Origin of the sequence: Kitasatospora cineracea, assembly GCF_003751605.1 — a bacterium.
In the GTDB taxonomy this organism is placed as follows: Bacteria; Actinomycetota; Actinomycetes; order Streptomycetales; family Streptomycetaceae; genus Kitasatospora; species Kitasatospora cineracea.
In genome coordinates, this window is record NZ_RJVJ01000001.1 from 3,712,335 (window position 1) to 3,725,808 (window position 13,474).

Genomic DNA, 13,474 nt, shown 5'->3' on the forward strand with positions numbered 1-13,474 from the left:
GATCAGATCATGATGACGTAACGGAATCATCACTACCGGTGATCAACTCCGGGCCGCACCGCACCGCACCACCGCCGCACCACCACACGCCGCGAGGGGACGATGAACCAGCACGGGACCACCACGCCGCTGACCGTGCTGCTCGCCGACGCCCAGCCCGCCGTCCGCCGGGGCGTCCGCTCCATGGTCGAGGCCGGCGGCGGCGCGGCCGTGGTCGACGAGGCCGGCACCACCGGCGAAGTGCTCGCCGCCACCGCCCGGCACCGCCCCGACGTCCTGGTCCTCGACCCGCAGATGGACGACGGCACCGGCATGCGGATGATCAGCCAGGTCCTGCGCCTCACCCCGGAGACCGGCGTCCTGGTGTTCAGCCCCTTCGACGACGACAAGGCCGTCGCCGCCGCCTTCCACGCCGGAGCCCGCGGCTACCTGGTCAAACGGGCCACCGCCGACCAGATCGTCCGCGGCATCCACGCCGTCGGCGCCGGCGAGGCCATCCTCGACCGGGTCATCGCCGCCCGCCTCGGCACCCTGATCGGCACCGGCCAGCGTCCGCGCAGCTACCCGTTCCCGCAGCTCAGCGACCGCGAACGGGACGTCCTCGAACACCTCGCCGCCGGCCGCTCCAACACCTTCATCGCCCGCGAACTCGCCCTCGCCTCCAAGACCGTCAGCAACCGGATCTCCGGCATCCTCGGCAAACTCGGCGTCGCCGACCGCGCCCAGGCCCTGGTCCTCGCCCGCGACGCCGGCCTCGGCCACGCCCCCGCCCGCTGACGCGCCCCGCGCGCCCGCACCCCCGTCGAACTCCGGACCCGAACCCCGGACCCGAACCCGAATCCCGAACCCCGAGCCTCCGAACGGAGCCCCGCCATGCCCGAAACCGTGGTGATCCGGCGCCAGGAACCCGACCACCTCGAACGCGCCCACGGCCTCGACCTCCGCCTCCTCCACCCCTGGGGCGACCTCACCGCCCCCTTCCACGGCGCCTGGTGCGTCCTGCGCCCCGGCGACCTCACCGACACCCACCAGCACACCGAACGCGAACTCTTCGTCTGCATCAGCGGAAGCGGCGAGATCCGCACCGCCGACACCAGCCACCCCGTCACCGCCGGCGACCTCGTCCTGCTCCCCGCCGACACCGACCACGCCGTCGCCAACCCGCACGACACCGACTTCGCCTACTACGCCATCTGGTGGCAGGCATGACCCCGCCGCCCCCGACCGCCTCGACTACGAAGGCCGCCGCTTCCACGCCCCCGACGGCGACCGCCGCACCACCGCCCTCTACCACCAGCAGGACGACCTGGTCTGGGCCGAGATCACCGGCGGCACCATCCAGCGCGGCTGGACCGCCGGCACCCGCCAGCCCGACGGTACCCTCGCCATGGGCTACACCTTCGTCCTCACCGACGGCCAGGTCATCTGCGGCCGCACCCACAACACCCCCACCCTCACCCCCGACGGCCGCATCCGCCTCCACGAGACCTGGGAACGCTACGGCCCCCACCCCACCACCGGCACCTCCACCATCGAAGAGATCACCCCGTGACCCCCGCCCCCCACCCGCCCACGGCCCCGCACAGCGGCCGCACCCGCCCGACCGTGCCGGAGGCAGCGCCATGACCGACCCCGACTGGGCGTTGCTCGACAAGCACACCGCCGGCCCCCTGCTGCACCCCGGGGACGCGGCCTTCCAGGAGTCCTCCGCCGCGTTCAACGAGCGCTGGGCGCACCGCGCGCCCGTCGCCGTGCTGCGGGCCGCCGACGCCGCGGACGTGCTGCGGGCGATCGACTGGGCCCGGGACCACGGGGTGCCGATCGTGCCGCGCGGGGGCGGTCACTCGTACGCCGGGTACTCGGTGAACTCCGGCCTGGTGGTGGACCTGCGGGCGCTGGACGCGATCGCCGTCGATCCCGCCACCGGCCGGGTCACCGTCGGCGGCGGCGTCCTGACCGGCGCGCTGTACGCCGCGCTGCGCCCGCACGGGCTGGCGCTGCCGCTCGGCAACGGCGCGGGCGTCGGCATCGCCGGCCTGGCGCTCGGCGGCGGCTCGGCCGCGACCTCCCGCCGGTTCGGGCTGACGGCCGACACGCTGCGCGCCACCACCCTGGCCACCGCCGCCGGCACCGTCCTGACCTGCGACGCCGGGCAGCACGAGGACCTGTACTGGGCCTGCCGGGGCGGTGGCGGCGGCAACTTCGGGATCAACCTGGACCTGACCTTCCAGGCCGTCGAGGCCCCCGCCGCCGCCACCTGCCTGCTGCTCTGGGAGGCCGCCCACGCCGCCGAAGTCCTGTTCGCCGTCCAGCAGTTGATGCTCACCGCCCCCGAGGAGACCTCGCTGCGCCTGGGCGTCGCCCGCTCCGGCGGCCGCACGGTGGTCTCCGCCGTCGGCCTGCACCTGGGCCCGGCCGCCGAGTTGCGCGAACTGCTCGCCCCGGCGTTCGCGGCCGCCCCGCCGCTGCGCGCGGAGCTCGCCGACCGGCCGTTCTGGGACGCGATGGACTACCTGAAGCACGAGACCAGCGGCGGGGCGTTCGCGGTCCGCACCCACTTCGCCGCCCGCCCGCTGCCGCCGGAGGCCCTGACGGCCGCGCTGGCCCACCTGGCGGCCGCGCCGCCGAGCGGCAACGCCGACGGCTGCGGGTTCGCCCTGTTCGGCTGGGGTGGCGCGATCAACCGGGTCGACCCGGCGGCCACCGCGTTCGTCCACCGCGACGCCCGGTACCTGGTCAGCCTGGACACCTCCTGGCTGCCCGGCGAGGACCCGGCCCCGCACCTCGCCCACCTCGCCGGACTCGATCACCTGATCGCCCCGCACGCGACCGGCGGCGCCTACCTGAACTTCACCGACCCGGACCTGCGGGGCTGGCGCGCGGCCTACTACGGTGCGAACTACCCGAGGCTGGTCGCCACCAAGCGCCGCCACGACCCGGACGGGCTGTTCGCCTTCCCGCAGTCCGTCGGCAGCTGAACGAACCCCGAGCCCGAACCCCGAGTCCCCCGCCACGGAACAGGACTGACCGACCGTCAGTTCCTCCGCCATGCCCGGAAGGAGACACCACCGTGTCGCCGCGTACCGCCACCCCGCGCCACTACCTGATGTGCCGGCCCGCGCACTTCACCGTCGACTACTCGATCAACCCGTGGATGGACCCGGCCAAGCCGACCGACACCGGCACCGCCCTCGCCCAGTGGGACCAGCTGCACGCGCTGTTCCAACGCCTGGGCCACACCGTGGAGTTGATCGAACCGCTGCCCGGCCTGCCGGACATGGTGTTCGCCGCCAACGGCGCCACCACCCTGGACGGCAGGGTGCTCGGCGCCCGCTTCCGCCACCCCGAGCGGGCCGCCGAGGGCCCCGCGTACGCCGACTGGTTCCGCGAGCGCGGCTGGCGGGTCAGGGACGCCGAGCAGGTCAACGAGGGCGAGGGCGACCTGCTGGTGGCGGGCGACCGGATCCTGGCCGGCACCGGCTTCCGCACCGAGGCCGCCGCGCACGCCGAGGCGGCGGAGTTCCTCGGCCGCGAGGTGGTGACCCTGCGGCTGGTCGACCCGCGCTACTACCACCTGGACACCGCGCTCGCGGTGCTCAGCGACACCGAGGTCATGTACTACCCGCCGGCCTTCGACGCCGCCTCCCGCGCCGTCCTGGAGCGCCTCTACCCGGACGCGCTGCTGGCCGGCGCCGACGACGCCCGGGTGTTCGGCCTGAACGCGGTCTCCGACGGCGCCAACGTGGTCCTCCCGGAGGCCGCCGTCGGCCTCGCCGAGCGGCTGCGCGAACGCGGCTTCACCCCGGTCGGCGTCGACCTGACCGAGCTGCTCCGGGCCGGCGGCGCCGTCAAGTGCTGCACCCTGGAACTGCGCCACTGAACCCGCGCAACGGCAGGGGCCCGGACCGCACCGGCGGTCCGGGCCCCTGCCCGCTTCACTGCCTCACGCTCACACCAGGTCGAAGCGGTCCAGCTCCATCACCTTGGTCCAGGCGGCGGCGAAGTCCTTGACGAACTTCTCCTTGGCGTCGTCCGAGGCGTACACCTCGGCCAGCGCCCGCAGCTCCGAGTTGGAGCCGAACACCAGGTCGGCCCGGGTACCGGTCCACTTGACGGCGCCGGCCGCGTCGCGGCCCTCGTACACCGTGTTGTCCGAGGCGACCGCGGACCAGCTGACGCCGAGGTCCAGCAGGTTGGTGAAGAAGTCGTTCGACAGGGTGCCCGGCCGGTCGGTGAACACGCCGTGCTGCGAGCCGCCGGTGTTGGCGCCCAGCACCCGCAGGCCGCCGACCAGGACGGTCAGCTCGGGGGCGGACAGGTTCAGCAGGTTGGCCTTGTCCACCAGCAGGTACTCGGCCGGGAGCCGGGTGCCCTTGCCCTGGTAGTTGCGGAACCCGTCGGCTTGCGGCTCCAGCGCGGCGAACGACTCGACGTCGGTCTTCTCCTGGGTGGCGTCCACCCGGCCCGGGCGGAAGCCCACCTCGACCTCGACGCCGCCCTCCTTCGCGGCCCGCTCGACCGCCGCGGTGCCGCCCAGCACGATCAGGTCGGCCAGCGAGACCTGCTTGCCGCCCTGCGCGTTGAACTCCTGCTGCACGCCCTCCAGCACCCGCAGCACCTGCGCCAGCTGCTCCGGGTCGTTGGCCTCCCAGCCGCGCTGCGGCTCCAGCCGGATCCGGGCGCCGTTGGCGCCGCCGCGCAGGTCGCTGCCGCGGAAGGACGACGCCGCGGCCCACGCGGTGGACACCAACTGGGCGGTGGTCAGCCCGGAGTCCAGCAGCTTGGCCTTGAGCGCCGCCACGTCCGCCGCGTCGACCGGCTCGCCCTGGGCGGCCGGCAGCGGGTCCTGCCAGAGCAGTTCCTCGGACGGCACCTCGGGGCCGAGGTAGCGGACGACCGGGCCCATGTCGCGGTGGGTCAGCTTGAACCAGGCGCGGGCGAAGGCGTCCGCGAACGCCGCCGGGTCGTTCAGGAAGCGGCGGGAGATCTGCTCGTACACCGGGTCGAAGCGCAGCGACAGGTCGGTGGTGAGCATCTGCGGGGCGTGCTTCTTCGCCGGGTCGAAGGCGTCCGGCACGGTGTCCGCGCCGGCGCCGCCCTTCGGCTTCCACTGGTGCGCCCCGGCGGGCGACTTGGTCAGCTCCCACTCGTAGCCGAACAGGATCTCGAAGAAGGAGTTGTCCCAGGCGGTGGGGGTGTTGGTCCAGGTCACCTCCAGGCCGGAGGTGATCGCGTCGGCGCCCTTGCCGGAGCCGTACGTGCTCTTCCAGCCGAGGCCCTGTTCCTCCAGCCCCGCGCCCTCGGGGTCGTCGCCGACGTTGTCGGCCGGGCCCGCGCCGTGGGTCTTGCCGAAGGTGTGGCCGCCGGCGATCAGCGCGACGGTCTCCTCGTCGTTCATCGCCATCCGGCGGAAGGTCTCGCGGATGTCGCGGGCCGCCGCGATCGGGTCCGGGTTGCCGTTGGGGCCCTCCGGGTTGACGTAGATCAGGCCCATCTGGACGGCGCCCAGCGGCTCCTCCAGGTGGCGGTCGCCGGTGTAGCGCTCGTCGCCCAGCCAGGTGGTCTCCGGGCCCCAGTACACGTCCTCGTCGGCCTCCCAGACGTCCGCCCGGCCGCCGCCGAAGCCGAAGGTCTCGAAGCCCATCGACTCCAGCGCCACGTTGCCCGACAGGACCAGCAGGTCGGCCCAGGACAGCGCCTGCCCGTACTTCTGCTTGACCGGCCAGAGCAGGCGGCGGGCCTTGTCCAGGTTGGCGTTGTCCGGCCAGGAGTTGAGCGGGGCGAAGCGCTGCTGCCCGGCGCCCGCGCCGCCGCGGCCGTCGGAGATCCGGTAGGTGCCGGCGCTGTGCCAGGCCATCCGGATGATCAGCGGGCCGTAGTGGCCGAAGTCGGCCGGCCACCAGTCCTGCGAGGTGGTGAGCACGGTCTCGATGTCGCGCTTGACGGCCGCCAGGTCGAGCGCGGCGAAGGCCGCCGGGTAGTCGAAGTCCGCGCCCAGCGGGTTCGCCACGGCCGGGTTCTTCGCCAGGATCTTCAGGTTCAGCCGGTGAGGCCACCACTGCTGGTTGCCGCCGCCCTGGGTCGGGTGCGCGGCCCGGCCGTGCGCGACCGGGCAGCCGCCCGCACCCTCGGACTTGGGGTCGGTGACGATGGCGTCGTCGTTCTCGGGCATGGGGAAGTCCCTCCGGGTCGGGCGGATCACGTTCTGCGACGGGCACCTTGGCTGTTTGCCGGAACCGATCCTAAGATAGACCCAGTCTAAGTCAAGAAGAGGGTCAATCGGGTGGTGATCCGCTCGAATCGGGTGTCCGGCGAGGCCCGCTGTACAGTTCGGGCGAATATTGAGCTGATTGGGTGAACAAGATGAGTGACCTGCTGGAACGGCTGCGGTCCCGCGGTTGGCGGCTGACCTCGCAGCGACGGGTGGTCGCCGAGGTGCTCGACGGCGACCACGTCCATCTGACCGCGGACGAGGTGCACGCACGCGCCGCCGACCGCCTCCCCGAGATCTCCCGCGCCACCGTCTACAACACCCTCGGTGAACTCGTCACCCTCGGTGAGGTCCTGGAGGTCGCCACCGACGGCCGCGCCAAGCGCTACGACCCCAACGCCCACCGGCCGCACCAGCACCTGGTCTGCTCCGCCTGCGGCACCATCCGGGACGTCCACCCCACCGGCGACCCGCTCGCCGCCCTCCCCGCCGCCGAGCGCTTCGGCTTCGCCGTCGCCACCGCCGAGGTCACCTACCGCGGGCTCTGCCCCGACTGCGCCTGACCCGGCCCCCGCACCACCCCGGCCCGATCGGCCACCGCCGCCCGATCGCGAGCCCCGGCCCGATCGGCCACCGCCGCCCGATCGACGGCCCCGCCCGGCCGCACCGCGCCCAGCAGCGCGATCAGCACCCCCGCCGCCACCAGCAGCCACCACACCCCGCGCGCCGCCGAAGCGAACGCCGCGCCGCCCGCCGCCACCCCGGGCGCCAGCAGGCTGCCCGCCACCGCCACGCCCACCGCCGAGCCGGTCTGCCGGGCCGTCGAGGCCAGCGCGGCCGCCACCGAGGCCATCGACCCCGGCATCCCCGACACCGCCGTGTTGCTGATCGGCGGGTTCACCGTCCCCTGGAACACCCCCACCAGCGCGAACACCGCCAGCAGCACCGGCACCGGCGTCCCCGGGCCGACCGGCAGCAGCAGCAGCCCGGCCAGCGCCAGCGACACGCCCGCCACCAGCAGCGGCCCGCGCGGCCCGGACCGGCCCACCGCCCGGCCGGTGCGCGGCGACAGCACCAGGATCAGCACCCCCACCGGCGCCAGGCACAGCCCCGCCCGCAGCGCCGGCATCCCGCGCTCCTCCTGCAGGTACAGCGTCACCGCGAACAGGAACGCCCCGAACGCGCACAGCGCCGCGAACGCCATCGCCAGCGCCGCCACCAGCGGGCCGCGGCGCAGCAGCCGCACCTCCAGCAGCGGGTCCGTCCGCCGCGCCTCGTACCACCCGAGCGCCGGGACGGCCGCCGCCGCCACCGCCAGCGGCCCCCACACCGTCGGCGCGGACCAGCCCGACCGGCCCGCCGAGATCAGCCCGAACACCGTCCCGCCCAGCAGCGCCACCACCAGCAGCTGCCCCACCGGGTCGAACCGGCGGGCCCGCGCCGCCCGGGACTCCGGCACCCAGCGCAGCGCGCCCGCCACGCCCGCCGCCACCACCGGAAGGTTCACCCAGAACACCGCCCGCCAGCCCCAGCCGTCCACCAGCGCCCCGCCCAGCACCGGGCCCAGCACCAGCCCCAGCCCGGACACCGACCCGAACACCCCGATCGCCCGGGCCCGTTCGGCCGGCTCCGGGAACGCGGTGGCCACGATCGCCATCGCCACCGGGTTCAGCATCGTCCCGCCCACCGCCTGCACCGCCCGCGCCGCCACCAGCCAGCCCGTCCCCGGCGCCAGCGCGCACAGCGCCGACCCCAGCCCGAACACCAGCAGCCCCAGCACGAACACCCGCCGCCGCCCCCACCGGTCCGCCGCCGCCCCCGCCGGCAGCAGGAACGCCGCCAGCACCAGCGTGTACGCGTCCACCGTCCACTGCAGGGCCGGCACCGGCGCCCCCCACTCCCGCCGCACGGCGGGCAGCGCCACGTTCACCACGGTGATGTCCAGCACCACCAGCAGCATGCTCAGGCAGCACACCGCGAGCACCAACCACCTTCGCCGGTCGTCCAGTCCAGGCACCGGTCCGCCTCCGTCCGCCGCCGGCACGGGTGTTGACCGCACGTCAACGGGGCCCCGACCGGCCGGCGGCACCGACGCTACGATTTCGAGCGTGCTCGAGATCAAGCCCGAAACCGTGCTCCCCGCCGAGGGCGTGACGATCGCCGAAGCCGCCGAACGCACCGGCGTCAGCGTCCACACCCTGCGCTACTACGAACGCGCCGGCCTGGTCGTCACCCCGATCGACCGGACCCCCGGCGGCCGCCGCCGCTACCACCACCGCGACCTCCGCTGGATCGACATCTGCACCCGGCTGCGCGCCACCGGCATGCCGATCCGCAGCATCCGCCGCTACGCCGAACTCGTCATGGCGGGCACCGGCAACGAGGCCGAACGCCTGGCCCTGCTGGAGGCCCACCAGGCCGAGACCGCCGCCCGCCTCGCCGAACTCCGCACCCACCTCGACCGCATCGACCACAAGGTCGCCACCTACCGCGCCCGGCTCGCCGAGGGCCGCGCCGAGGGCCTCTGGACCCCGAACCCTTGACCAGGATTTGACCCCCGAGGACAAAGCTTTACCCCAGGTCGGACGCCCTCCCACCGCGCTCCCCGACCCGCCGCGCGCTGCGCTACAGTCTGGCCGCCCGACCCGGCGGCGCACCCGCCGGGCCCGATCGACTGCACGGGGGATGCGCAGTGGCGGTTGACGACCTGCCGGCACCGGTGGTGACGTTCCTCAACGTCATCGGAGTGCCCTGGCCGTACATCAACGAGGACGAGGTCCGCGAGTTCGCCGCCATGGTGCGGAAGTTCGGCCAGGCCGTGGAGCGGACCCACGCCGAGGCGACCCGGGCGATGGACGGCTTCGCCCAGGCGTACCAGGGCGCCGCCACCCGGCGGATGCAGTCCGGCTGGTCCGAGCTCTCCGAACGGCACACCCGGGAGCTGGTGCTGGGCTGCACGCTGCTCGCCGAGGCGCTGGAGGTCGGCGCCGAGGTGATCGTCGCGCAGAAGGTCGAGGCCCTGGTCGAACTGGGCGTCATGGCCGCCGCTTTCATCGCCGACCAGGCCGCCGCGGTGGCCACCCTCGGACTGGCCGAGGCCGCCGTGCCGGTGATCGTGGAGGCCGGGAAGAAGCTGCTGGAGACGCTCAAGCAGCAGATCATCCAGTACGTCATCGGCGAGATCATCGAGGCCGCGGCCAAACCGCTCTTCGCCAAGATCGAGCACGCCATGTCCGGCCTGGACTGGGGCCGGACCTCGGGCGGAGCCGGCGCCGCGGACGGCTTCAGCCTCGACGCCGACCTGGCCGACCGGCACCTGAGCACGATGCGCGCCCACACCGAGGCGTTCCGCGGCCACGCGCGGGAACTGCGCGGCGGACTCGAGAGGCTGGCGTTCTGATGGGGGCCGGAGGAGAGGAGCAGGCGGTCTTCCGGGCGCTCAAGAACGACGCCCTGGACTCGCTGCCGAAGATCGCCGAGAAGCACGCCTCGGTCGTCGAGGAGGCCGCCGAGAAGGGCACCCGGAACCTCGCGGCCCACGCCGCCACCGAGGCGAAGATCGCCGAGGACCTCAAGGCGGTGGCCCCGAAGGACCTCAAGACGCCCGGCCCCCGCCTGGCGGGCGAGGCACCCGGGACGGTCCCGGCCCCGCGCACCGGCACCGGCCGCGGCCCGCTCGAACCCGAGCACTACGGCAACGGCGCGCTCCGCGACGGCCCCGGCTACCAGCAGGAGATCGACCGCGAGCTGGCCCCCCGCGGCCTCGACCGCGCCGAGCACGACCGCCTCCGCCTCACCCCCACCAACGACCTGGACGAGCAGCAGCTCCGCCAGGTCGTCCAGGTCCGCGACGCGATCAAGCTGGACGAGGGCCGGATGGTCACCAAGATCGTCAAGCCCGACGTCGCGGAGGCGTACCTGGAGAACAGCACCTCGCTCGGCGGCCGCACCTTCGACCCCGGCGAGTTCCGCGGCTCCATCGCGCGCGGCTCCGACACCGCCGACCTGCGCAGCATGGACGACCTGCGCAACGGCCTGGCCCTCGACGACGGCGGCGCCGGCTGGACCCCGGTCCCGCCCGGCGCCTCCGAGGCGTACCAGCTGCGCTTCCCCGCCCCGCACGGCATGCAGGCCGACCCGACCCTCGGCGCGGTCGGCGACCAGGCCCTGGCCGACCGGGTCGCGGGCCTGGCCGGGAAGAATGCGGGCAGGGCCTGGGACGAACCGTTCCTGGGCACCGGCTACACCGGCGGCGGCGTCCCGGAGTGGGACGCCAGGCCCACCGGCTTCCCGCACGGTGCGGAGATCTGGCGGATGAACGCCGACGGGACCGAAGAGGCCGTCGGCCACTTCGACAAGGACGATGGGCTGTGGAAGTACTATGACAACTGACCCGACGGGCCGTCACCAGCCGGTCAGGGGCGAGTTCGCGGCCTTCCGCGGCGCGCTGTACCCGGCCCGCGCCGCCGCCGGCCGCTGGCCGTGCGTCGAACTGCTCCCCGCCCCCGGCACCCCCGCCCCGGAGGGCGTCGCCCCCCGGCTCGCCGCCGACGGCTCGGTGGCCGGCTACCCGCTGCCGCCCGAACTGCTCGACGCCTGGTACACCGCGCACTGGACCTTCCGCTGGCGCGGCGAGCCCTTCGAGTGCACCGACCGGGTCGGCGACACCGTCTCCGGCAACTACCTCGGCGGCGACCGGGAGTTCGCCGCCCGGCACCTGAAGCGCCGGATCACCGGCCACCGGGGCACCTTCCCGCTCGCCGAGGTCACCGAGCCCGAGGAGCACCGCGAGGACCTGCTCGGCCCGCGCCTCGAACTGGCCCGGCGGCTGGCCGAGGCCGACCACTTCCGGCCCGGCGGCCGCGCCGTCCTCGCCGGCACCACCCACCGGGCCGCCACCAGCACCGACGCCCGGGGCCTGGTCGTCCTCGCCGAGGGCGGCGCCGTCCCCCCGGAGCAGCTCGACGCCTGGTACCGCACCCACTGGACGTTCCGCTGGCAGGACGGCCCGTTCGACGCCGTCGGCACCGTGGAGGGCCGGATCAAGGGCGTCTACACCGGCGGCAGTTGGGGCTTCGCCGACGGCCACCAGCTGGACGAGGAGACCGCCCCCGACGGGACGCACACCCGGTACACCGTGGAGGCGGACCTGGACAGCGTCACCGACCTCACCCCGCACCGCACCGACCTGCTGCCCCCGCGCGGCTGACCCGCCGGCCCGGCGGCCCCACGGCCGCCGGGCCGCCCGCCCGCAGCCCGGACCGGCCCGGAAAAGCAGAAAGACCCCAGATCAACTGGGGTCTCACTCTGGTGTCCGAGGGGGGACTTGAACCCCCACGCCCGATAAAGGGCACTAGCACCTCAAGCTAGCGCGTCTGCCATTCCGCCACCCGGACCGGGTGTTCACCGCGGGGCTTCCTCTCGGCTGCCCCCTGGCGACAGAGAGAACACTACCAGGCCCGGGGAGTGCTTCTCACCTGCGTTTTCGGTGCCCCGGGCGGCCCCGGCCCGGGGATCGGGGCAGAACCGGACAAGCCGGGCGGCGGCCCGGCCGCCGGGAGGGCGATTGCGCTGGTGGGCGGGGGCGGAGGCGATTTCGGACGGGCGTTCTGGGGGCAACAGTGGGCCCGCGGCGCGACGCGACCGGCCAGGACGGCGCAGAACCCGTACCGAATCGGTCGGGAACCTTCACGACACGCGTAGTTCCAGTCCCGGTGCGGGTCATCGGGGGGTGCTCTCCTAGCCTCTGTGGACCAGGGAGCCTTGAGCGGAACGCCCGATTCCCGACAGCCGCCGCCGGTCGGACCCCGGCGCGGGAGCCTCCCGTCCCCGCGTGAAGGGCGGCATGCAGTGGAACAGACGGACAAGGCGGTCCCCGACGCCGCGAGCTGGTGGCCCGGCCGCGAGCGGGGGCCGGGCCCCGACCCGGGGGTGTGGCGGTTCTCGGCGGTCTCCCACGAGGCGTCGGTGCCGCGCACCCGGCACGCGGTGCGCGACCGGCTGCTGGCCCAGGGGATGGCGGGGGAGCGCTACCAGGAACTGGTGGACGACCTGCTGCTGATCGTCTCCGAGCTGGTGTCCAACGCCGTCACGCACGCGGCGGTGCTCTCGCCCGAGGTGGTGTGCGAACTCGCCGTCACCGCCGACCGGGTCCGGATCTCGGTGGTCGACGGCCACCCGTACCGGCCCAAGGCGCAGGAGAACGACCCGGCCCGGCCGGGCGGGCGCGGGCTGCTCCTGGTCAAGAGCATCACCCTGCAGGCCGGCGGCGAGTGCGACGTGGAGCGCACCGCGGACGGCGGCAAGGTGATCTGGGCCAGCCTGCCGCTGCCCGGCCCGGGAGCCGCCGGGGCGGGCCCGGAGGCCGACCCCGACGACTGAGGCCGACCGGCGGGACGGTCCGGCTACCAGTCGTGCCCGGCGATCTCCCGGATGCCCGGCAGCGCCGCCTCGAAGACCGTCTCGAACCAGACCGAGAACGGCTTCCCGGCCCGCAGCTCGCGCAGCTCGGCCGCGGTCACGAACCGGGTGTCCTCGATCTCCTCCGGGTCCGGCTCCAGCTCCGCCGTGACCAGCCCGACGAACAGGTGGTTCCACTCCCGCTCGATCAGCCCGGACGCCTCGTCCGGCAGGTCGTAGCGGACGGTGCCCGCCTCGCAGAGCAGGGCCGGCGCGGCGCCGAGCTCCTCCGCGGTGCGCCGGGCGGCCGCGGTGAACGGCTGCTCGCCCGGGTACGGGTGCCCGCAGCAGGTGTTCGACCAGACGCCGGGGGAGTGGTACTTGCCGAGCGCCCGGCGCTGCAGCAGCAGTCGCCCCTGGCGGTCGAACAGGAAGACCGAGAACGCCCGGTGCAGTCGGCCCGGCTGCTGGTGGGCCCAGAGCTTCTCACCGGTCCCGATGGTCACACCGTCGTCGTCGACCAGCTCCAGCAGGATCTCGCCGGGCGCGGCCGGGGACGGGGGGACCAGCTCCGGCGAGAGGGCCTCGGTCGGGCTGACAGCAGGGCTCATGGGCACAATGCCCCTTTCGGCACGTGGACCGGAGCCGCCGCCCGGGCCGGTGCGGTCCGCGGCTGCCCGCCCCGGTCCGTGGGGTCGGCTGCACGCGCGTCGGCCCGGATTGGTCGGTCCGGCCGACGCCGTCGGGGCCCAAGTCTGCCGCATGGCCCGCCCCGTGCGGGCCCGCGACGCACACCCGGGGGTCGGAGGAGGGCACCACTGGCAGAAGTGTTCGACCAGCGGTCCACCACGGTCACCGGACGTT

13 protein-coding genes, 1 tRNA gene and 1 pseudogene are annotated in these 13,474 nt (G+C 74.4%); 11 read left to right on the plus strand and 4 right to left on the minus strand.

Annotated elements, in window-relative coordinates:
• Positions 1–102: 102 nt before the first annotated feature.
• The 5 genes and pseudogenes from EDD39_RS16885 (at position 103) to ddaH (ending at position 3,880) form a co-directional block, all read left to right on the plus strand.
• Positions 103–777 carry a response regulator gene (locus tag EDD39_RS16885; RefSeq protein ID WP_030460430.1) on the plus strand — a complete coding sequence of 225 codons (675 nt, stop codon included), beginning with the start codon at positions 103–105 and terminating at the stop codon, positions 775–777.
• A 96-nt stretch (positions 778–873) separates the two neighbouring features.
• The gene (locus tag EDD39_RS16890) at positions 874–1,209 is read left to right on the plus strand and encodes a cupin domain-containing protein (RefSeq protein WP_051816995.1); all 336 of its coding nucleotides are present in this window, start codon (positions 874–876) and stop codon (positions 1,207–1,209) included.
• A gap of 82 nt (positions 1,210–1,291) precedes the next feature.
• Positions 1,292–1,552: pseudogene (locus EDD39_RS42865) on the plus strand (avidin-fold protein); the annotation flags it as partial.
• A gap of 70 nt (positions 1,553–1,622) precedes the next feature.
• Positions 1,623–2,978, plus strand: a complete 1,356-nt coding sequence (locus EDD39_RS16900) for an FAD-binding oxidoreductase (RefSeq protein WP_123556970.1) — start codon at positions 1,623–1,625, stop codon at positions 2,976–2,978.
• A gap of 92 nt (positions 2,979–3,070) precedes the next feature.
• A complete protein-coding gene (gene ddaH / locus EDD39_RS16905) occupies positions 3,071–3,880 on the plus strand; it encodes a dimethylargininase (protein ID WP_123556972.1) in 810 nt (269 codons plus the stop codon).
• Positions 3,881–3,949: 69 nt separating this feature from the next.
• On the opposite strand, the gene katG is transcribed toward ddaH, so the two are convergent.
• Positions 3,950–6,172 (minus strand): catalase/peroxidase HPI, encoded by a 2,223-nt coding sequence (gene katG, locus EDD39_RS16910; protein WP_123556974.1) that lies wholly within the window; start codon positions 6,170–6,172, stop codon positions 3,950–3,952.
• A 191-nt stretch (positions 6,173–6,363) separates the two neighbouring features.
• On the opposite strand from katG, the gene EDD39_RS16915 reads away from it, so the two are divergent.
• The gene (locus EDD39_RS16915; protein ID WP_030460424.1) at positions 6,364–6,774 is read left to right on the plus strand and encodes a Fur family transcriptional regulator; all 411 of its coding nucleotides are present in this window, start codon (positions 6,364–6,366) and stop codon (positions 6,772–6,774) included.
• On the opposite strand, the gene EDD39_RS16920 is transcribed toward EDD39_RS16915, so the two are convergent.
• Positions 6,744–8,228, minus strand: coding sequence for an MFS transporter (locus tag EDD39_RS16920; RefSeq protein WP_244256760.1), 1,485 nt, complete (start codon positions 8,226–8,228; stop codon positions 6,744–6,746). The two genes, EDD39_RS16915 and EDD39_RS16920, sit on opposite strands and share 31 nt — an antisense overlap.
• 91 nt (positions 8,229–8,319) lie before the next feature.
• Between EDD39_RS16920 and EDD39_RS16925 the strand changes: the two genes are divergently transcribed.
• The 4 genes from EDD39_RS16925 to EDD39_RS16940 all read left to right on the plus strand — a co-directional run bounded on the left by EDD39_RS16925 (position 8,320) and on the right by EDD39_RS16940 (position 11,420).
• On the plus strand, positions 8,320–8,754 hold the full coding sequence (locus tag EDD39_RS16925; RefSeq protein ID WP_030911921.1) for a MerR family transcriptional regulator: 435 nt from the start codon (positions 8,320–8,322) through the stop codon (positions 8,752–8,754).
• A 149-nt stretch (positions 8,755–8,903) separates the two neighbouring features.
• Positions 8,904–9,611 carry a WXG100-like domain-containing protein gene (locus EDD39_RS16930; RefSeq protein ID WP_123556976.1) on the plus strand — a complete coding sequence of 236 codons (708 nt, stop codon included), beginning with the start codon at positions 8,904–8,906 and terminating at the stop codon, positions 9,609–9,611.
• The gene (locus EDD39_RS16935) at positions 9,611–10,603 is read left to right on the plus strand and encodes a hypothetical protein (protein WP_123556979.1); all 993 of its coding nucleotides are present in this window, start codon (positions 9,611–9,613) and stop codon (positions 10,601–10,603) included. Before EDD39_RS16930 ends, EDD39_RS16935 begins: the two co-directional genes overlap by 1 nt.
• Entirely contained in the window at positions 10,593–11,420 is an 828-nt protein-coding gene (locus EDD39_RS16940) for a hypothetical protein (protein WP_123556981.1), read from the plus strand. The genes EDD39_RS16935 and EDD39_RS16940 overlap by 11 nt, the downstream gene beginning before the upstream one ends.
• Before the next feature lie 99 nt (positions 11,421–11,519).
• On the opposite strand, the gene EDD39_RS16945 is transcribed toward EDD39_RS16940, so the two are convergent.
• A tRNA-Leu gene (locus EDD39_RS16945) sits at positions 11,520–11,607 on the minus strand.
• A 454-nt stretch (positions 11,608–12,061) separates the two neighbouring features.
• Here EDD39_RS16945 and EDD39_RS16950 point away from each other — a divergent pair.
• Entirely contained in the window at positions 12,062–12,592 is a 531-nt protein-coding gene (locus EDD39_RS16950; protein ID WP_380371640.1) for an ATP-binding protein, read from the plus strand.
• A gap of 23 nt (positions 12,593–12,615) precedes the next feature.
• Here EDD39_RS16950 and idi read toward each other — a convergent pair whose 3' ends face one another.
• The gene (gene idi, locus EDD39_RS16955) at positions 12,616–13,227 is read right to left on the minus strand and encodes an isopentenyl-diphosphate Delta-isomerase (protein ID WP_208765515.1); all 612 of its coding nucleotides are present in this window, start codon (positions 13,225–13,227) and stop codon (positions 12,616–12,618) included.
• Between the last annotated feature and the right edge of the window lie 247 nt (positions 13,228–13,474).

Coding starts and splice junctions, on each gene's coding strand:
- EDD39_RS16885 (WP_030460430.1), top strand. CDS start 103: ATGAACCAGCACGGGACCACCACGCCGCTGACCGTGCTGCTCGCCGAC.
- EDD39_RS16900 (WP_123556970.1), top strand. CDS start 1,623: ATGACCGACCCCGACTGGGCGTTGCTCGACAAGCACACCGCCGGCCCC.
- EDD39_RS16915 (WP_030460424.1), top strand. CDS start 6,364: ATGAGTGACCTGCTGGAACGGCTGCGGTCCCGCGGTTGGCGGCTGACC.
- katG (WP_123556974.1), bottom strand. CDS start 6,172: ATGCCCGAGAACGACGACGCCATCGTCACCGACCCCAAGTCCGAGGGT.
- EDD39_RS16890 (WP_051816995.1), top strand. CDS start 874: ATGCCCGAAACCGTGGTGATCCGGCGCCAGGAACCCGACCACCTCGAA.
- EDD39_RS16935 (WP_123556979.1), top strand. CDS start 9,611: ATGGGGGCCGGAGGAGAGGAGCAGGCGGTCTTCCGGGCGCTCAAGAAC.
- EDD39_RS16940 (WP_123556981.1), top strand. CDS start 10,593: ATGACAACTGACCCGACGGGCCGTCACCAGCCGGTCAGGGGCGAGTTC.